The sequence below is a fragment of the Pseudomonas sp. LJDD11 genome, from assembly GCF_024584215.1.
In the GTDB taxonomy this organism is placed as follows: Bacteria; Pseudomonadota; Gammaproteobacteria; order Pseudomonadales; family Pseudomonadaceae; genus Aquipseudomonas.
On sequence record NZ_JANJFL010000003.1, the window covers coordinates 3,580 to 21,105 of the forward strand.

General features: G+C 61.8%; 18 protein-coding genes. 5 read left to right on the forward strand and 13 right to left on the reverse strand.

Annotated features, from left to right (window positions below):
* Nucleotides 1-84 precede the first annotated feature (84 nt).
* The 4 genes from NRB16_RS04930 to NRB16_RS04945 all read right to left on the reverse strand — a co-directional run bounded on the left by NRB16_RS04930 (nt 85) and on the right by NRB16_RS04945 (nt 5,369).
* Nucleotides 85-1,413 (reverse strand): DUF3100 domain-containing protein, encoded by a 1,329-nt coding sequence (locus NRB16_RS04930; RefSeq protein WP_045491542.1) that lies wholly within the window; start codon nt 1,411-1,413, stop codon nt 85-87.
* Nucleotides 1,414-1,794: 381 nt separating this feature from the next.
* Entirely contained in the window at nt 1,795-2,952 is a 1,158-nt protein-coding gene (locus tag NRB16_RS04935) for a M20 aminoacylase family protein (protein ID WP_257105590.1), read from the reverse strand.
* A 5-nt stretch (nt 2,953-2,957) separates the two neighbouring features.
* Nucleotides 2,958-4,475, reverse strand: a complete 1,518-nt coding sequence (locus NRB16_RS04940; RefSeq protein WP_257105591.1) for an aldehyde dehydrogenase family protein — start codon at nt 4,473-4,475, stop codon at nt 2,958-2,960.
* Nucleotides 4,476-4,478: 3 nt separating this feature from the next.
* Nucleotides 4,479-5,369 carry an NAD(P)-dependent oxidoreductase gene (locus NRB16_RS04945; RefSeq protein ID WP_257105592.1) on the reverse strand — a complete coding sequence of 297 codons (891 nt, stop codon included), beginning with the start codon at nt 5,367-5,369 and terminating at the stop codon, nt 4,479-4,481.
* Between the two features lie 136 nt (nt 5,370-5,505).
* On the opposite strand from NRB16_RS04945, the gene NRB16_RS04950 reads away from it, so the two are divergent.
* Complete coding sequence (locus tag NRB16_RS04950; RefSeq protein ID WP_257105593.1) at nt 5,506-6,417, forward strand: LysR family transcriptional regulator; 912 nt, start codon at nt 5,506-5,508, stop codon at nt 6,415-6,417.
* Between the two features lie 99 nt (nt 6,418-6,516).
* Here the strand turns inward: NRB16_RS04950 and NRB16_RS04955 are convergent, their stop codons facing one another.
* The gene (locus tag NRB16_RS04955) at nt 6,517-7,155 is read right to left on the reverse strand and encodes a helix-turn-helix domain-containing protein (RefSeq protein WP_045491534.1); all 639 of its coding nucleotides are present in this window, start codon (nt 7,153-7,155) and stop codon (nt 6,517-6,519) included.
* Entirely contained in the window at nt 7,152-7,319 is a 168-nt protein-coding gene (locus NRB16_RS04960) for a hypothetical protein (protein ID WP_257105594.1), read from the reverse strand. Before NRB16_RS04960 ends, NRB16_RS04955 begins: the two co-directional genes overlap by 4 nt.
* 254 nt (nt 7,320-7,573) lie before the next feature.
* Between NRB16_RS04960 and NRB16_RS04965 the strand changes: the two genes are divergently transcribed.
* From NRB16_RS04965 to NRB16_RS04980, 4 genes are read left to right on the forward strand one after another with little or no spacing between them, the layout of a single operon-like run.
* Nucleotides 7,574-8,239 carry an amino acid ABC transporter permease gene (locus NRB16_RS04965; RefSeq protein WP_253117178.1) on the forward strand — a complete coding sequence of 222 codons (666 nt, stop codon included), beginning with the start codon at nt 7,574-7,576 and terminating at the stop codon, nt 8,237-8,239.
* The gene (locus tag NRB16_RS04970) at nt 8,220-8,879 is read left to right on the forward strand and encodes an amino acid ABC transporter permease (protein ID WP_045491528.1); all 660 of its coding nucleotides are present in this window, start codon (nt 8,220-8,222) and stop codon (nt 8,877-8,879) included. The genes NRB16_RS04965 and NRB16_RS04970 overlap by 20 nt, the downstream gene beginning before the upstream one ends.
* Nucleotides 8,876-9,658: an amino acid ABC transporter ATP-binding protein gene (locus NRB16_RS04975; protein ID WP_257105595.1), complete on the forward strand. Its 783-nt coding sequence runs from the start codon at nt 8,876-8,878 to the stop codon at nt 9,656-9,658. Before NRB16_RS04970 ends, NRB16_RS04975 begins: the two co-directional genes overlap by 4 nt.
* A gap of 27 nt (nt 9,659-9,685) precedes the next feature.
* Nucleotides 9,686-10,591 carry a transporter substrate-binding domain-containing protein gene (locus NRB16_RS04980; protein WP_045491524.1) on the forward strand — a complete coding sequence of 302 codons (906 nt, stop codon included), beginning with the start codon at nt 9,686-9,688 and terminating at the stop codon, nt 10,589-10,591.
* Between the two features lie 103 nt (nt 10,592-10,694).
* On the opposite strand, the gene NRB16_RS04985 is transcribed toward NRB16_RS04980, so the two are convergent.
* The 7 genes from NRB16_RS04985 to NRB16_RS05015 all read right to left on the reverse strand — a co-directional run bounded on the left by NRB16_RS04985 (nt 10,695) and on the right by NRB16_RS05015 (nt 17,427).
* Complete coding sequence (locus tag NRB16_RS04985; RefSeq protein ID WP_045491523.1) at nt 10,695-11,933, reverse strand: Zn-dependent hydrolase; 1,239 nt, start codon at nt 11,931-11,933, stop codon at nt 10,695-10,697.
* The gene (locus NRB16_RS04990) at nt 11,930-12,409 is read right to left on the reverse strand and encodes an L-2-amino-thiazoline-4-carboxylic acid hydrolase (protein WP_045491520.1); all 480 of its coding nucleotides are present in this window, start codon (nt 12,407-12,409) and stop codon (nt 11,930-11,932) included. Before NRB16_RS04990 ends, NRB16_RS04985 begins: the two co-directional genes overlap by 4 nt.
* Before the next feature lie 148 nt (nt 12,410-12,557).
* Nucleotides 12,558-13,706, reverse strand: a complete 1,149-nt coding sequence (locus NRB16_RS04995; protein ID WP_257105596.1) for a branched-chain amino acid ABC transporter substrate-binding protein — start codon at nt 13,704-13,706, stop codon at nt 12,558-12,560.
* Nucleotides 13,707-13,891: 185 nt separating this feature from the next.
* A complete protein-coding gene (locus NRB16_RS05000; RefSeq protein ID WP_257105597.1) occupies nt 13,892-14,608 on the reverse strand; it encodes an ABC transporter ATP-binding protein in 717 nt (238 codons plus the stop codon).
* A complete protein-coding gene (locus NRB16_RS05005) occupies nt 14,601-15,374 on the reverse strand; it encodes an ABC transporter ATP-binding protein (protein WP_257105598.1) in 774 nt (257 codons plus the stop codon). The genes NRB16_RS05000 and NRB16_RS05005 overlap by 8 nt, the downstream gene beginning before the upstream one ends.
* Complete coding sequence (locus tag NRB16_RS05010; protein WP_253117184.1) at nt 15,371-16,480, reverse strand: ABC transporter ATP-binding protein; 1,110 nt, start codon at nt 16,478-16,480, stop codon at nt 15,371-15,373. Before NRB16_RS05010 ends, NRB16_RS05005 begins: the two co-directional genes overlap by 4 nt.
* Nucleotides 16,477-17,427 carry a branched-chain amino acid ABC transporter permease gene (locus NRB16_RS05015; RefSeq protein WP_045491507.1) on the reverse strand — a complete coding sequence of 317 codons (951 nt, stop codon included), beginning with the start codon at nt 17,425-17,427 and terminating at the stop codon, nt 16,477-16,479. The genes NRB16_RS05010 and NRB16_RS05015 overlap by 4 nt, the downstream gene beginning before the upstream one ends.
* Between the last annotated feature and the right edge of the window lie 99 nt (nt 17,428-17,526).

Sequence of the window (17,526 nt, forward strand, 5' to 3'; positions counted from 1 at the left end):
TGTGTTGCCTTTGCTGATTCGACCCGCGGAATGAAAAAGCCCGCCAGTTCGCACTGGCGGGCTTTTTTCATGAACATTTGTCGATCAGTGGAAGAACTCGGCAATCAGCACCGCGCCGATAAAGGTGCCGAAGTTGGCCAGAAACGAGACCAGCACGATGCGCCAGCCCAGGCGCCGGAACGCTGGCAGGTCTTTGGCGATCGACAGACCGGCGAAGGCCAGCATGGGTGTGATCACCGCCAGCATGTTGATCGAACCCACCAGCCGGGAAATCTCCGCCGCCCATGGGCACAGCGGTGAAGTCAGCAGCATGGCGACCACCGAGACGGTGCACACCGCCGGGATCTTGCGGCGCAGCAGCGAGCAGAGCAGTTCACCGACAAACACTGCACCAATCATGATCGCCATACCGGCAAACGCATCGGGTGACAGCACTTTGTAGCCGACATAGTTGGCCAGCAATGCCAGGCCACCGGCAGCGAACCAGGCACTGATACGACCCAGCCAGCCCAGGTCTGGGGTCTCCAGCGACACTTCGTTGCTGGCTGGACCATTGTCGAACACCGAGGCCTTGGTGGTACGACCGATCAGCGGCTCTAGTACCCGGTAACCCCAGACCGCCAGTGGCAGCGAGATAAACAGGGTGAAGTAGGTGCCCAACGTGGTGGTGATCAGGTTGGCAGCGGCCGCCAGGGCCATGACTTCCTTGGCCACTTCAGGCGTCTGTTGCGCTGCGATGGCGCCTGCTGCGGCGGCCATCATGCTGCCCGAGCCAATGCCCGAACCCATGGCCAGTGATTTAGGGTCGAAAATCCCCAGGCTGGTGATGAAGCCGGCGACGATGGCAATGAACAACGCACCAAACAACGTACCGGTCAGGTATTCCGCCAGTACGCCACGGCCCTCCGGCGAATCCATGCCGTAACGCTCACCGATGATCGCCAGGCTCGGCTCGCGACCTACCGAGAAGGTCGCACCGATCGCTTCACGCTTGATACCCAGCAGCAGCGCCACCGGCAGGCCGAGAATCACCGTGCCGACAAAATGCCCGAACTCCTGAAACACCAGCGCCCAGCCGGACGCCATGACCACCGGTAGCGAGCCGCCGACCACCAGCCCCAGCTTGGCGATAAACACCAATAGCGCCGGCTGCAGAATGGCTGCGGCGCGGGCCTGGGCGCGTTTGTCGATGGCCAGGCTGCCAGGCAGGCGATGACTGGCGATCCCGATCGCAGCACCGATCAGCAGGGCCCAGACCATGGGCAGCAGCACGACCTTGCCGGGCCCCAGCGGAATGCTCAGGGCGCCGATCACTTCGGCGATGATGAGGATGATTGCAGCCCAGATGTACAGCTTGACCGTGGCTGAGACGGCATTGTGCTCGCGCACGGCGAGCGTGTTGGCGTGATGCATATGAATCCCCTTGCCTGCTGGGCACCGGTCAGGATGGCCCAATAGTTGTTGTGTTGTCAGGGAGCGCCTTGCGGCACTCAGGGCAGAGAGCAAATCCATGGCAGGCATGGAGTGTCGCGATTGATCTTTTTATAGGCACCGCAAGTGGCGGGGCGTCCTCAGTATGGCCAGCACCTGGGCGCACTCCAATATTCTGAATTTCATTTGTTGTTGCCTAAAACAGAACGCACAAACGCCAGGCGCAGAAGCTCAGCCGCTGTCGCGGACTGGCCGGGCGGCGATTCGCTTTAGCCGGGAAGTCTTCGCGGCTAAAGCCGCTCCTACCGGGGACATGGAGACAGGAAAGGGCAAGCGGGGGCCGGGCGGCCCCCGCGCAGTGGCTCAGCGAGCCGGCAGGTTCTGTTCGACCAGGGCGGTCCAGACCGCAACGCCGGGTTCGATGACCTGGTCGTTGAAGTCGTAGTAGGGGTTATGCAGGGCGGCTGAAGGCTGTTGACCATCGACGCCCATCCAGATGTAAGCACCGGGGCAGGCTTGTAGCATGAAGGCGAAGTCTTCCGAGGCCATTGAAGGGTTGCAACCAAACTGTACGTTGCTTTCGCCCAACGCAGACTGCGCTGCTTGGCACACTATCTGCGCCTCAGCCGGGTGGTTTTCGGTGACCGGATACCCGACGTTGTAGCTCAGCGCACCGTGCACGCCAAAGGCGGCGGGCAACTGCTCGACGAATTCGCCAATCAGTTGCTGGACCTTTTCACGCACCGGGGTTTGCAGGCAGCGTACGGTTCCACGCAGCGTGGCGGTTTCCGGCAGCACGTTGATCGCTTCACCCGCATTGATCTGGGTGACACTGATCACCGCACTGTCCAGCGGTGACAGGCGCCGGGAGGTGATGGTCTGCAAGCCGAGAATCAGTTCGGCCGCCGCGACAATCGGATCGAAGCCACGGTCGGGCATTGCCGCATGCGAGCCCTTGCCGGTCAGGACAATTTCAAAGGTATCCAGCGAGGCCATCATCGGCCCCGGATTGACCAGCACCTTGCCGGCCGGCACCCCGGGCCAGTTGTGCAGGCCATAAATGGCTTGCATCGGAAAACGCTCGAACAGGCCGTCTTCGATCATCTTCTGGGCACCGCCCAGGTTCTCTTCAGCCGGCTGGAACACCAGATAAACAGTGCCGCTGAAGCGGCGCGTCTCGCTCAAGTGCCGGGCGGTGGCCAGCAGGATCGCGGTATGCCCGTCATGGCCGCAGGCATGCATGCAGCCCTGATGGGTCGAGCGATGCGCGCACTGGCCCAGTTCCTGGATCGGCAAGGCGTCCATGTCGGCGCGAATGCCAATCGCCGGCCCTTCACCGTTACGCAGCACACCGACCACCCCGGTGCCACCCAGGCCAAGATGCACCTCGATCCCGAAACTCTCCAGCAGGCTGGCGACCCGCTCGCTGGTCTGCACTTCATGAAAGCCCAGTTCGGGCGCGGCATGAAACTGACGCCGCCACACGGTGGCATCGTCGATCAATTTGGCTGAAATAGTCATTGCAGTTACTCCAGGCTCGCGCCGTAGCCGAAACTGGCCGCCGGGATGGCAGCTGTTTCGACCCAGACGCTTTTCACTTCACTGTATTCGCGCAAGGCATCCAGCCCCGAAGAGCGACCATAGCCGCTTTCACCATAGCCACCAAACGGCGAGCTGACATGGATGGTCTTGTAGCCGTTGATCCAGAACGTGCCAGCCCGGACCTGTTTTGCCACGCGGTGGGCGCGCCCGACATCGCGGGTCCAGACCGCGCCAGCGAGGCCGAAACGGCTGTCGTTGGCGATGCGGATGGCCTCGGCCTCGTCTTCGAAGGGAATCGCTACCACCACCGGGCCGAAGATTTCTTCCTGGGCGCAGTGCAGGGCGTTGTGACCTGACAATACCGTGGGGTTGATGTAGTAGCCGGGTCGTGCAGGAACCGGTTCGGCACCTTCGCCCACCAACTGTGCGCCGTCTTGCAAGGCGTGCTCGACCATGGTTTTCACATGGCTGTACTGCTTGGGGTTATTGATCGGGCCGATCTGGGTCTGCGGGTCGCTTGGGTCACCGACCACAAATTGCTGCGCGGCACTGGCCAGCGCCTGGGTGAACTTGTCGAAGATCGAGGCCTGGACCAGCAGTCGCGAGCCGGACACGCAGCTTTGCCCGGCGCCGGAGAAGATCGCTGCCTGGGCGCCACGCAGCGCCACGTCGAGGTCGGCGTCGGCGAATACGATATTGGCTGACTTGCCGCCCAGCTCCAGCACCGCCGGGATGCAGCGCTGTGCAGCGGCGCTGGCAATGTGGCGGCCGGTGGCCGGCGAGCCGACGAACACCACCTTGCGGATATCGGCGCCGGCAATCAATTGCTGACCGATGCTATGGCCGAAACCGGCCACCACGTTGACCAGGCCCTTGGGAACACCGGCACGCTCGACCAGCACACCGATGACCAGCGACGACAGCACGGTCAGTTCCGAAGGCTTGAGGATCACCGCGTTACCGGCGGCGATTGCCGGCGCGACCTGCCAGCCGCAGGTGAACACCGGCGCATTCCATGGGGTGATCTGCAGTACCGTGCCAAGTGGTTCATAGGTGACGTAGTTGAGGTGCGAGGTCGGCACCGGAATCACTTCACCGTGCAGTTTGTCGGCCCAGCCGGCGTAGTACTCGAACATCTCGGCGACCTTGGCCACTTCGACCTGCGCGTCCCGGATCGGCTTGTTGGCGCTCAACGATTCGATCTGTGCCAATGCCTCGCTGTGCTGGCGAATCTGCGCGCCGACCTGGTACATGGCGCGGCCACGGGCCTGGGCGGTCATTGCCCACCATTGTTGCTGAGCGGTGCCGGCGGCCTTGCTGGCGACCTCGACCAGTGACTGATCGGCATCGGGGTAGCTCAGCATCAGGCTGTCGTCGTGGGCGTTGCGCACTTCAATCGGGGTGCCGTGGCCCGCAATGAACTCACCGCCAATATAACTGGCGATGACCTGACGATCGCCCCAGAACGGCTGCATCAACTCGATAATCTTGTGCATGCTCATGGTTTATTCCTCACGGCCAAACAGGGCGTTGTCGGTGCGCTGCACGATGCAGCAGAAGTCTGCGCCGTCGGGCAGGGTGGCGCTGCTGTCTTGCCATAGCTGCGCAACGGTGCGTGCCAGCGGCAGGTCGAGATCCATACTTGCTGCAAGATCGCTGGCCAGCCCCACATCCTTGCGCATCAGGCCCATGCTGAAACCTGAGTCATAGGCTTTGTTCAGCACCCAGGTCGGAAACATCACCTGGCTGGCGCCACTGCGCCCGGAGCCGGCATTGAGGCCCTGCAGGAGTTTTTCCGGGTCTACACCGGCCTTGGCGGCCATGCTCACGGCTTCGGCGGTGGTAATCAGGTGCGCGGCGGCGAGCATGTTGTTGGCGATCTTGGCCACGTTGCCCGCGCCACAGCTACCAATGTGCACACGGCTGCCGCTCATGGCTTCGAGCACCGGCATGACCTTGGCCAGGTCTGCTTCGTCGCCGCCGATGACCATCGACATGCTGCCGGTGGCTGCGCCTTTGGGGCCGCCAGATACTGGTGCATCCATGAACGCAATGCCTTTGTCGCGCAGCGCCGCCGCCACTTTGCGGCTGGCCTCCGGCGTTGAGGTGGTGGTGTCGATCACCACCAGGCCCTCGCGGCCCAGGTCGATGATGCCTTGCTCACCCAGGCACACCGCCTCGACATGCTCGGCCTTGGGCAACGAGAGAATCAGCACGTCAACGGCCTTGATCAACTCGTCACGTGCCGCAACCGGCTTGACGCCTTTGTCCTGCGCCTGGGCCAATGCGGCAGGCGACAGGTCGAAGCCTCGTACATCGAATCCCTTGCCGGCCAGCGTGGCCGCCATGCCGCCGCCCATATTGCCCAGCCCGATTACGCCCACCTTGAATGTCATGTCGCACGCTCGCTGTTATTCGAAATCATGAATGAAGTGAATGAAGCCAATGGGTCGAGTATGGACAGCCCTCAGTCATCGCAGCAATAATCGGTCAAACCCAATTCTGTTGCTTTTATAGCAACACAGGAGCCTTATGAGTCTGGTTCAGGATCGGCGCATTCTGTATTTCTTCGAGGCCGTACGGCTGGGCAGCGTGCGTGCCGCGGCGGACTTTCTCGACGTGGCGGCCTCGGCGGTCAGCCGCCAGATCGCCCAGCTTGAACACGAACTGGGCAGCCCGCTGCTGGAGCGCCATCGGCGCGGAGTAAAGCCCACCGAGGCCGGTGAACGGGTCTTGCTTTACTACCGTCAGCGGCTCTCGCAACAGGAGGTGTTGCTCGATTCACTGCAGGCATTGCGTGGCTTGCAGAGCGGTTCGGTGGTGCTGGCGATCGGCGAGGGTTTTATTGATGGCCTGGTCGCGCCGCTGAGCCGGTTCTCCGAGCAGTACCCGCGCATCGACCTGCAGGTCAACGTGTGTGGCACTAACGAAGTGATTCGCCAGGTCGTCGAGGATGAAGCTCACCTGGGCCTGGTATTCAACCCGCCCACCGACCCCAAGATCCGCTCCCATGCACATACCCGCCAGCCGGTGTGCGTCGCGGTCAGCCCGGAGCATCCCTTGGCGCAGCAAACCGAGCCATTGCCGCTCAAGGGGCTGGACAGCTATCGGTTGGCGTTGCCTGGGGTGTCATACGGGATCCGCCAGATCGTCACCCAGGCCGAACACCGCCTGGGGTTAACCCTGACGCCGACGCTGACTTGCAGCACCTTCGCCATGCTCAAGCGGTTTTCGATGCGTGGTGGAGTGACCTTGATGCCGATCTTTGTCATGGAAGACGAGATCCGCAATGGTCAGTTGGTGGCGTTGCCGCTGGAGAGCGAGATCTTCAGCACCCCGGAAACTCACCTGATCAGCCGCCTGGGCCGTCAGTTGAGCGTGGGTGCCAGCCGCCTGTTGAGCATGGTCCTGCAGGACATGACGGCTTTCAAGGGCGAGGGTTAGATACCCGAATATGGCCCGTAGGAGCGGCTTTAGCTGCGAAGCCTTTCGCAGCAAAAGCTGCTCCAGTGGCACCGTGGCAGCGGGCAAGCTCCAACAGGCTTAGTCCAGTTGCTCGGGATGGCTGATCACCAGATACGCCACCGCTTCGCTGTCTGCCGGGTTGCGATAGCGGTGCGGCTGGTCGGCATAGAACAGAATCGAATCGCCAGGGGAGAGCAGGTAGCGCTCCTCATTGACGCTGATTTCCAGCACGCCTTGAGTCACCACCAGGTTCTCTTGTACGCCGGCGGCATGACCCTGCGAGCTTTCTTCAGCCAGGGGGCTGAGGCGGATTTCATAGAATTCGGTCTGGCGTGAACGGTCGAACGGGAACAGCGCACGGCTGACAAAGTGGCCGCCGGGGCTGACCAGCCGTTTGCTGTCGCGGGCCGGTAGCAGCTCGACTCCCTCGAAGGCGCGTGTTTCGAGAAACGCCGCCACCGAGACTTTCAAGCCTTTGGCAATCTTGCACAGTACTTTGATCGACGGCACGCTGCGCCCGGACTCAATCTGCGCCAGCATGGCGCGGCTGACCCCGCTCAAGCGCGCCAGGGCGTCGAGTGACAGATACCGTTTGCTGCGCAGACGTTGCAGGTTAAGGGCCACCCGCTCGCCGATCAGGTCCTCGTCGGCAGGCGCATATTCAGTCGACAGCGGCGGCGCTTCCTGCGCGGCCACTGCGCTGCGCAGCAGGCTCATGGCCGTGCCTTGCCGATCTGCACATTCTGTTGCGCCATCATCTGGGTCCATGCGTTGAGCCCCGAGCACGCGGCATACATCTTCCACATCAACTCGGCGTTACGGCGTGCTTCACGGCGTTTGCGGTGGAGGGTGAAGTCGATGACGGTAGCGGTGGCTTGCATGGTGCGTACTCAGTGCGAGGTAAGTGGGGCTACAGTAGCGACTTTCAGTTAGACCCAGAAATACTGAATTTACATGTGTTAATTCCTTTTTGGACTTAGCGAAAGCTGCACGCTCGTGCCTCGCTTATGGCGACGAATGGCAGATTTTTGTGCCTATGCTTAGTCGATAACGTTATTTCCAAGCAGGCTATTTGTGCCTATAGGCTATAAGCAACTGGCCACAAGCCAATACTGCTCGCTTATAAGTCCTCGCAATGACCCTCGACTATGCATTTATTCTCAGTACGCTACCGGCGTTTCTGAAAGCTGTTGGCGTGACGCTCCAGGTCGGCCTGATCGCCATCTGTACCTCGCTGCTGGTGGCCCTGCTCAACACCGTGATTCTGATGTTCCGCACCCCGGTGCTGTGCCGTCTGATCGGTCTGTATGTGGAACTGGCGCGTAACACGCCGTTGCTGATCCAGCTGTTCTTCATTTATTTCGCACTGCCGACCCTGGGCTTCAAGGTGTCCGGTTTTGCCGCCGCGATCATCACCATGACCTTTCTTGGCGGCGCCTACCTCACTGAGGTGCTGCGCGCTGGCATCGAGGCGGTGCCGGCGGCGCAACTGGAGTCGGGGCGCTCCATCGGCCTGTCGGATTGGCAATTGCTGCGCCACGTGATCCTACCCCAGGCCGGAATCCTCAGCCTGCCGGCGCTGTTCGCCAATTTCATTTTCCTGCTCAAGGAAACCACGGTGGTGTCTGCCGTGGCGGTGCCGGAGATTCTCTACACCACCAAGAGCTACATCGCCCTGTACTACAAGACCTACGAGATGCTCACGGTACTGACCCTGATCTGCATACTGCTATTCCTGCCGCTGTCATTGCTGCTCAGCTACCTGGAACGGAGGCTGCAACATGGCCAGTTCGGGTCTTGAGTTGCTGTGGGTGTCGCTGCCGCTGCTGGCTGAAGGCGCGGCGCGAACCCTGTCGATCTCGGCGTTGAGCATTGTATTGAGTACCGCTGGCGGCGTGCTTTACGGCTCGCTGACGACCTTGGGGATCGGCTGGCTGAACGTTTTGCTGCGCATTTACCTGGAGCTGTTTCGCGCTATTCCGGTGCTGGTCTGGTTGTATCTGCTGTTCTTTGGCTTGCCGATCTTCTTCGGCCTGAGCATTCCGAGCTTCTGGTGCGCAGTGCTGGTGCTGAGCCTTTGGGGTGCCAGCGAGGTGGGTGAGGTGGCGCGTGGCGCCCTTAAATCGCTGCCTAAAGGTCAGCGTGAGGCCGGGCTGTCGATTGGCTTGTCTGCGGTGCAGCTTTACGGCCATGTGCTGCTGCCCCAGGCGCTCAAGCGCATGACCCCGCCGACCATCAACATCTATACCCGAATCATCAAGACCAGCTCGCTGGCGGTGTTGATCGGTGTGGTCGACGTCATCAAGGTCGGCCAGCAGATCATCGAGCGTACCTATGAGTCGGTGCTGATCTACGGCGCGCTGTTTCTATTTTTCTTCTTTATCTGTTACCCGCTGTCGGTCGCCTCGCGCGTGCTGGAGCGGCGCTGGACACAAGCATGAGCGCACTGATCGAGTTCAAGGGCTTCAACAAGTTTTTCGGCAGCAACCAGGTGCTCAAAGAGGTTGACCTGCAGGTCGCCTCCGGCGAAGTCATTGTGGTGCTCGGGCCCAGCGGCTGCGGCAAAAGCACCTTGCTGCGTTGCCTCAATGGCCTGGAGCAGGCGCAGGGCGGCGAGCTGCATTTTGCCGGTCAGCAGTTGCTGGCAGCGGGCACCGACTGGCGCAAGGTGCGCCAGGACATCGGCATGGTGTTCCAGAGTTATCACCTGTTCCCGCACATGACCGTGCTCGACAACATCCTGCTCGGCCCGCTGAAAGTACAGCGCCGCGAGCGTAAAGAAGCGCGGGCCCAAGCCGAGGCCCTGTTGCAGCGAGTGGGCCTGGCCGACAAGCGTGATGTTTATCCAAGGCAGCTCTCCGGCGGCCAGCAGCAACGCATCGCCATCGTGCGTTCGCTGTGCATGAACCCCAAGGTCATGCTGTTCGATGAAGTCACCGCCGCCCTTGACCCGGAAATGGTCAAGGAAGTGCTGGAGGTGATCCTCGACCTGGCACGGGGCGGCATGACCATGCTGATCGTCACTCACGAAATGGGCTTTGCCCGCGCTGTGGCCGACCGCATCGTGTTCATGGAGGCCGGGCGCATCCTTGAACAGCGTGATCCGGAGTCTTTCTTCACCCATCCTTCGAGCGCACGTGCGCAGCAGTTTCTGGAGAAGTTCTCTTACGTTGAATCCCTGCCGGGCAAGGCCAGCCATGCCCGCGCAGAGGCTATCTAAAAGCTGCCTAGATAAAGGGACATCCTTATGAGCACTGCCACATTCAAATCTGCGCGTTCTTTACTGCTGTTGCCATTGCTAAGCCTGGGCCTGTTAGCCGGTTGCGGCAATGGCGACAAACCGGCCAAGCCCGCTGCGGCAGCACCGGCCCAGGCGGCTGCTCCGGCACCGGCCAGTTACCTGGACAAGATCAAGGCCCGCGACAAACTGATCGTCGGCGTGTTCACCGACAAGCCGCCATTCGGTTTTGTCGATGAGAAGGGCAAGTACGTTGGTTTCGATACCGATATCGGCCGCCAGTTTGCCAAGTCACTGCTCGGTGATGAAAACAAGGTCGAATTCGTTGCGGTCGAGCCGGCCAGCCGGATTCCGTTCCTGCAAAGCGACAAGGTCGACATCATCCTTGCCAATATGACCGTGACCCCGGAGCGCAAGCAAGCGGTGGACTTCACCAACCCGAACCTCAAGGTCGCGGTGCAGGCGTTGGTGCCGGATAACAGCCCGGTGCAAAAGCTCGATGACCTAGCCGACAAGACCATCATCGTCACCACTGGCACCACCGCTGACGTGTGGCTGACCAAGAACCATCCGGACTGGAAGCTGCTCAAGTTCGAGAAAAACTCCGAGTCGCTGCAAGCCCTGGCCAACGGTCGTGGTGACGCTTATGCGCAAGACAACCTGGTGCTGTTCAGCTGGGCCAAACAGAACCCCGGCTACCGGACCCTGCCGGAAAAGCTCGGCGGCGAAGCACCGATTGCTCCGGCGGTGAAAAAAGGCAATATCGAATTGCGTGACTGGGTCAATGCCGAACTTGCCAAACTCGGCCAGGACAAGTACCTGCTGAAACTGTACGACCAGTATGTGCGCAAGGAACTGGCTGAAGACACCAAACCTGAAGACGTGATTGTCGAAGGCGGCAACTGGCAGGGTTGATCGGCATTGTAGGAGCGGCTTTAGCCGCGAAAGCTTCGCCGCTAAAACTGCTCCTACAGGGTTTTGTGTTTCCTGCGCGATAGCGCACAGCGCTGCCAGAGTCTTAATGCTCGTTGGCTTTGGCTAACACCGCCTGCAACAGCACATTCGCCCCGGCCTCGGACCAGTGCGGATGAATATGCTCAGCCTCGTTATGGCTTAGCCCATCGACACAAGGGACAAAGATCATCGCGGTCGGTGCCACCCGGCTCAGGTAACAGGCGTCGTGGCCGGCCCCGGAAATCATTCGCTTGTGGCTGTAGCCCAGTTCCACTGCTGCGCGCTGCACCTGATCGACGCAAGCCGCGTCAAAGGCAATCGGCGCGTACTGGAAGATCTGCTTGAGCTCATGGCCCAGGCCGGTGGCGGCGGCGATATCGGCGACTTCCTTGCGCAATTGCGCGTCCAGCTGCTCCAGCACCGCTTCGTCCGGGTGGCGGAATTCGACGCTGAACAACGCGCGCCCCGGCACTACGTTGCGCGAGTTCGGGTAAACCTGCACCCAGCCCACGGTGGCGCGACCTTCGTCGCCCTGGGCCAGGCCCATGGCGTTGACCGCTTCGACGATGCGCGCCACACCGAGCAGGGCGTCGAGGCGATGGTTCATCGGTGTAGTGCCGGCGTGGGCGCTGCGCCCGTGCAGTTCTATTTCGTACCAGCGCTGGCCTTGCGCGCCGCTGACCACGCCAATGGTGATGTCTTCGGCTTCCAGAATCGGGCCTTGTTCGATATGCAGCTCGAACGCGGCATGGATGTCGCGCCCGCCCATGGGTTCGTTGCCCGCGTAGCCGATCTGCTGCAGCGCCTGGCCGATGCTCACGCCTTGGGCGTCTGTGCGCGACAGGCCGTATTCGAGGTCAAATACCCCGGTATAAACCCCCGAGGCAATCATCGCCGGGGCAAAGCGCGAGCCTTCTTCGTTGGTCCAGTTGATCACTTCGATGCTGCGTTCAGTGGCGATGCCGTGATCGTTGAGGCTGCGCACCACCTCCAGCCCGGCCAGCACGCCGTAGATACCGTCGAACTTGCCGCCAGCCGGTTGCGAGTCACCGTGCGAGCCAGTCACTACCGGGGGCAGGCTGTCGTCACGGCCAGGGCGGCGGGCAAACATATTGCCCATGGCGTCGACCTTGACGGTGCAGCCGGCCTCGATGGCCCATTGCTTGAACAGGTCGCGGCCAATACGGTCTTCTTCGGTCAATGCCAGGCGTGATACGCCGCCCTTGGGCGTGGCGCCGATCTGCGCCATTTCCATCAGCGAGTCCCACAGGCGTTGGCCGTTGATACGCGGTGCCTGGCTCATTGGTCTTTTACCTTGTAGCGGAAATTGCAATGCGACGAGCCCTGCATAATGGTCTGGGTGCGGGTCAGCTCGACATTGGGGTCATAGCCGACGATGAACAATTCATCACGGGCACACGACAGCAGGTGGCCGATCTCGCCCAGGCCCATCTCGTGGTACATCTCGGCGTAGCGGCAGCGGTGCACGTCATAGTCGTAATGGGTCGCATCGCTGGCAATCACATCAACCTTCAAGGCGTCGTCCTGCTCCCACAGCGTTTGCAGGGCGACGAAACCGGCCAGGTCCGGGCCGTTGGGTTCCTTGGCCGCAAAATGCTGGCCGGCCTTGACTGCCGCCTGGCCAACCGCCTCGCCAATCACCGCCTGAGCCTTGTCCTTGCCGTAGTCGCGGACCAGGATTTCGTAGATCGGCTTGATGATCTCGGCTTCGATCCGGCGCCGGGCCAGAATGCCCATTTCGCCTTGTGCAGCGCTCATGTTGATTCTCCTCTTCACGGTATTACAGGGTAAAAACATAGCGAGCGAAGGCCAGGCAAGGCGAAAACCGACGAGCAAGCGCAATGTACTGAAGTACCTGAGCATTGCGAGCCGGTTTTCAACGCCGCATGGCCGAGCGCAGTAGTTTTTACTTGCCGCCGGCTACGCTGACCGGTTCCCACTTGTTGCCCTTCACTTGGTAAACGGTGAAGGTCGGGTTTTTCAGGTTGCCCTGAGCATCGAACGCGATGGTCCCGGTCACGCCTTGGTAGGTACTGGCGCGCAGCACCGGCAGGTATTTCTTTGGATCAAGGGAATCGGCTTTTTCCAGGGCATTGATCAGCACGCCAACGCCGTCATAGGCGAACGGTGCGTGCAGCTCGATCGGCTGCTTGTAACGTTGCTTGTAGCTTTGATCGAAATCCTTGCCGCCGGGCATTTGCTCGACGGCCAGGCCCGGCTCCAGGGCGGTGACGCCTTCGCCGTCTTTTTGCGCCAGGTTGAGGAAGGTCTGGCTGACGAAGCCGCCAGCGCCCATCAGGGTCGCCTTGATACCCAGTTGCTTGAGACGACGTGCCAGGCTGGCGGCCTGGGCGTCGACGCCGCCGAAGAACACCAGGTCCGGGTTCTTGCTGCGGATGCTGGTCAGCACGGCGCTGAAGTCGACGGTCTTGTCGTCGACGAACTCGCGGGCCACCACGTTGCCGCCGCCGGCTTCAACCGACTTGACGAATTGATCGGCCAGGCCCTGGCCAAAGGCGGTGCGGTCGTCGAGCACGGCGATGCGCTTGGCCTTGAGGTTTTGCAGGGCGTATTGGCCGGCGACCTGACCGCCGTCATCGTCATGGCCCATGACCCGGAAGCTGGTGTCGAAGCCTTGCAGGGTATAGCCGTGGCCGGTGGCGACCGGTGCCACCTGGGCGATGCCTGCATCGTGATACACGCGGGCTGCCGGGATGCTGGTGCCGGTGTTCCAGTGGCCAACCACACCGACCACGCCGGCATCGACCAGACGCTGGGCGACGGTGACCGCGGTGCGCGGGTCGGACTGGTCGTCTTCGGATACCAGCTTGTAGGTCACCGCTTCGCCGGCGATTTTCGGCTTGCGCGCGTTGGCCGCGTCGATGGCCAGTTGCGCGCCGTTTTCCAGGTCCTTGCCGATCCGCGCCGACGGGCCGGTGAGCGGGCCGGCCAGACCGATCAGGACGGTCTGGTCAGCCTGGGCGATAGCTGAGGTCAGGCTGCCGAGTAACAGGCCGGCAGCGGTGGCGCGTTTGAAAAGGGTCGAGTACTGCATGGGTGAAGTTCCTTTGATCATTGCTATTAGGTACACGCCGGCTGCCCGGTAGCGCGGGTTTTAATTCAATCTTGAGCGCGTGTTTATGTAGGAGCGAGCTTGCTCGCGAAGACGGCGGGTCAAGCGATATAGGTGCTGTGACCTTGCTGGCCCTTTCGCCAGCAAGCTGGCTCCTACAAGCATCATCATTCTCCAAGGTAGGCCGCGCGCACCTGCGGGTCTTCGAGTAGTTCGCGGGAGGCGCCTTGAAGGGTGATACGCCCGCTGTCCATCACGTAGCCGCGTTCGGTCACTTGCAGCGCCAGCCGGGCGTTCTGCTCCACCAGCAGCAGGGTCATGCCGCTGCGGCACACTTCAGAGATCACTGCGAAGATCTTTTCGACCATCACCGGCGCCAGGCCCATGGACGGTTCGTCCAGCACCAGCAGGCGCGGGCGCGACATCAGTGCGCGGCCCAGGGCGAGCATCTGTTGTTCGCCGCCGGACAGTAGCCCGGCCGGTTGCTCCAGGCGCCTGCGCAGGTGCGGGAACCAGTCGAGGATGCGTTCGATCTGGTCGGCTATGGCTGTCGTGTCGCGGCGCAGGTAGGCGCCGGTGTGGAGATTTTCCAGCACGCTCATGCGCGCAAACACGCCTCGACCTTCCGGCACCATGGCCAACCCGCGTTGCAGGCGCTGGTGGGCGCCCAGGTTGTGCAGCGGCTGGCCGTCGAAATGAATGGTGCCCGCACTCGCTGTCAGCAGGCCGGTCAGCGCCTTGAGGGTCGAAGTCTTGCCTGCACCATTGGCGCCGATCAGGGTCACGTGTTCGCCCTCAGCCACGTTCAGGCTCAGCGCGTTGACCGCTTCAATGGCGCCGTAGTGCACCGACAGGTCACGAATTTGCAGCAAGGCTTCAGGCATGGCTGCCGGCTCCCAGGTAGGCCTCGATCACTGCCGGATTTTCACGCACCTGTTGCGGCGTGCCGTGGGCGATCACTTGGCCGTGGTCGAGAACAGTGATGCGGTCGCACAGGCCCATCACCAGTTTTACGTCGTGCTCAATCAGCAGCAGGGTGCGGCCGTCGCGGCGGATCTTGTCCAGCAGCTCGCGCAGTTGCTGCTTTTCCGAGAGGTTCATCCCTGCCGCCGGTTCGTCCAGTGCCAGCAGGCGTGGCTCGGTAGCCAGCGCACGGGCGATTTCCAGGCGCCGCTGGTGACCATAGGAGAGGGTGTCAGCGCGGCGCTCGGCCAGTTCGCCGATGCCGACGTAAGCCAGCCAGTCACGGGCAATGGCGCGGGTCTCGGCTTCTTCCTGGCGGGCGCGGCGATGGCGTAGCAGGGCGGCGAGCACGCCGTTGCGGGTGCGCACGTGGCGGCCAACCATAACGTTCTCCAGCGCAGTCATCGAACCGAACAGGCGGATGTTCTGGAAGGTTCGGGCGATGCCAGCCTGTGCCACCTTGTGCACCGATGACGGCTCGTAACGTTCACCGTCGAGACTGAACTGACCGCTGTCGGCGCGGTACAAGCCGGTCATCAGATTGAAAAAGGTGGTTTTGCCTGCGCCATTGGGGCCAATCAGGCCGTGCACTTCGCCCGCCTGAATCGCCAGGCTGACATCCTGCACGGCGGTCACGCCGCCAAAGTGTTTACTGACATGGCGCAGCTCCAGCAGTGGTTTGCTCATCGACTGACCTCCCGTTGGGCTGGCCATAGACCGGTCGGTCTGAAATGCATCACCAGGATCAGCGCCAGGCCATAGAACAACTGACGGATGATTTCCGGATCGATCAGCACTTCACCAAACAGGCTCATCTGCAAGCTGCCCATGGTCGAGCGCAGCACCTCCGGCAGGGCGGCCAACAGCACGCAGCCAAGGATCACCCCAGGCACATGACCCATGCCGCCAAGCACGACCATGGCCAGCACCGCCACCGACTCGTTGAGGGTGAATGACTCTGGCGAGACGAAGCCCTGGAACGAGGCGAACAGTGCGCCGCCAATGCCGCCGAACGCAGCGCCGATGGCGAAGGCCAGCAATTTCAGGCGTTTGGTGTCCAGGCCCATGGCCGCTGCTGCGTCTTCGTCCTCTCGAATCGCCACCCAGGCGCGACCGATCCGCGAATCCTGCAAGCGCAGGCAGGCCAGCATGATCAGAACCGCCAGCGCCGCGAACAGGTAGTAATACAGGTGCACCGATGGCACACGCCAACCGAATATTTCCTGGGTGCGCGCCAGGTTCATGCCGAACAACTGGATCGGCTCGATGGAGGCGATGCCTTTCGGGCCATTGGTGATGTTTACCGGCCGGTCAAGATTGCGCATGAAGATGCGGATGATCTCGCCAAAGCCCAGCGTCACAATAGCCAGGTAGTCACCGCGCAGGCGCAGGGTCGGCGCGCCAAGCACGATACCCAGCCCCGCGGCGAGTAACGCGGCCAACGGCACGATCAGCCAGATTGAGGTATGCAGGCCGTCCGGCAAGGCGGCCGCCAGCGCCGGGAACTGGGTCAGCAAGTGCGGCGAAGACAACAGCGCTGCCAGATAGGCGCCCAGCGCGTAAAAGGCAATAAAGCCCAGATCCAGCAAGCCGGCGTAGCCGACCACGATGTTCAGGCCCAGGGCGAGCATGATGTACAGCAGGGCGAAGTCCAGCGTGCGCACCCAGGCGTTGCCACCGGCATACCCGGCCAGCCAGGGCGCCAGCAGCAGGGCAGTGGCGAACAGCACCACACCCAGGTGTGGGCTGGCGCGCCGTGGCAAGTTGATCACGCGGCTGATGATCGGGCTCATGCGCGCACCGCCAGCCGCTCACCGAGCAGGCCGCTGGGGCGCAGCACCAGCACGGCGATCAGCACCATGAACGCGAACACGTCCTGATAGTTGCTGCCGAATACACCATTGGTAAGTTCACCGAGGTAGCCGGTGCCCAACGCTTCGATCAGCCCCAGCAGAATGCCGCCGAGCATCGCGCCCTTGATGTTGCCGATACCGCCGAGTACGGCGGCGGTAAACGCTTTGAGTCCCGGCAGAAAGCCCATATAAAAATGTGCATTGCCGTAATTGCTGGCCATCATCACGCCGGCCAGAGCGGCCAGCGCACCGCCTATTGCGAACGTCAGCACGATCACGGTGTTGGGGTTGATGCCCATCAGGCTGGCGACTTGTGGATTTTCTGCCACGGCGCGCATGGCACGGCCCAGGCGGGTGCGGTTGACCAGCAACAGCAGGGCGCCCATCACCGTCGCGGCGATGGCCACAGTGGCAATCGCCGTGAGGTTGGTGATTGCCGGGGCGCTGTCTTCACTGCCGGCGGTGAGCTCAATCGGGTCCAGCGGCAAGAGCTGAGGGAACATCAGCGGGTTGCGGCTCCAGATCAGCATGGCGACGGTCTGCAATAGCAAGGACACGCCCAGGCCGCTGATCAGTGGTGCCAGCCGTGGCGCGTTGCGCAGGCGGCGGTAGGCAACGCGCTCAATCAGCCCGGCCAGCACCGCGCAGACTGCCATGGCCGCCACCGTGGCGATAGCCAGCACCAGCAGGTCCGGGCAGCCGGGCAGTATGGCCTGCAATAGGTGAATGGCTGACAGGCCGACCAGCGCGCCAATCATCAACAGATCGCCATGGGCGAAATTGATGATGCGTAAAATTCCGTAGACCATGGTGTAGCCCAGTGCGATCAACGCATACAGGCTGCCAAGCACCAGGCCGTTGAGCAGTTGCTGGATGAAGGTATCCATGAAGAGCGAAAAGCCTTTGGTTCAAGCGCGGGAGAGCGAAGGCGGCACAGTAGGTAATTATTCTAAATTTATCAAATATCTAAAACTCATATGGTTATA

Coding starts and splice junctions, on each gene's coding strand:
- NRB16_RS04980 (WP_045491524.1), top strand. CDS start 9,686: ATGAGCACTGCCACATTCAAATCTGCGCGTTCTTTACTGCTGTTGCCA.
- NRB16_RS04965 (WP_253117178.1), top strand. CDS start 7,574: ATGACCCTCGACTATGCATTTATTCTCAGTACGCTACCGGCGTTTCTG.
- NRB16_RS04970 (WP_045491528.1), top strand. CDS start 8,220: ATGGCCAGTTCGGGTCTTGAGTTGCTGTGGGTGTCGCTGCCGCTGCTG.
- NRB16_RS05010 (WP_253117184.1), bottom strand. CDS start 16,480: ATGAGCCCGATCATCAGCCGCGTGATCAACTTGCCACGGCGCGCCAGC.
- NRB16_RS04985 (WP_045491523.1), bottom strand. CDS start 11,933: ATGAGCCAGGCACCGCGTATCAACGGCCAACGCCTGTGGGACTCGCTG.
- NRB16_RS05000 (WP_257105597.1), bottom strand. CDS start 14,608: ATGCCTGAAGCCTTGCTGCAAATTCGTGACCTGTCGGTGCACTACGGC.
- NRB16_RS05015 (WP_045491507.1), bottom strand. CDS start 17,427: ATGGATACCTTCATCCAGCAACTGCTCAACGGCCTGGTGCTTGGCAGC.
- NRB16_RS04950 (WP_257105593.1), top strand. CDS start 5,506: ATGAGTCTGGTTCAGGATCGGCGCATTCTGTATTTCTTCGAGGCCGTA.
- NRB16_RS04975 (WP_257105595.1), top strand. CDS start 8,876: ATGAGCGCACTGATCGAGTTCAAGGGCTTCAACAAGTTTTTCGGCAGC.
- NRB16_RS04995 (WP_257105596.1), bottom strand. CDS start 13,706: ATGCAGTACTCGACCCTTTTCAAACGCGCCACCGCTGCCGGCCTGTTA.
- NRB16_RS04945 (WP_257105592.1), bottom strand. CDS start 5,369: ATGACATTCAAGGTGGGCGTAATCGGGCTGGGCAATATGGGCGGCGGC.
- NRB16_RS04990 (WP_045491520.1), bottom strand. CDS start 12,409: ATGAGCGCTGCACAAGGCGAAATGGGCATTCTGGCCCGGCGCCGGATC.
- NRB16_RS04935 (WP_257105590.1), bottom strand. CDS start 2,952: ATGACTATTTCAGCCAAATTGATCGACGATGCCACCGTGTGGCGGCGT.
- NRB16_RS04960 (WP_257105594.1), bottom strand. CDS start 7,319: ATGCAAGCCACCGCTACCGTCATCGACTTCACCCTCCACCGCAAACGC.
- NRB16_RS05005 (WP_257105598.1), bottom strand. CDS start 15,374: ATGAGCAAACCACTGCTGGAGCTGCGCCATGTCAGTAAACACTTTGGC.
- NRB16_RS04930 (WP_045491542.1), bottom strand. CDS start 1,413: ATGCATCACGCCAACACGCTCGCCGTGCGCGAGCACAATGCCGTCTCA.
- NRB16_RS04955 (WP_045491534.1), bottom strand. CDS start 7,155: ATGAGCCTGCTGCGCAGCGCAGTGGCCGCGCAGGAAGCGCCGCCGCTG.
- NRB16_RS04940 (WP_257105591.1), bottom strand. CDS start 4,475: ATGAGCATGCACAAGATTATCGAGTTGATGCAGCCGTTCTGGGGCGAT.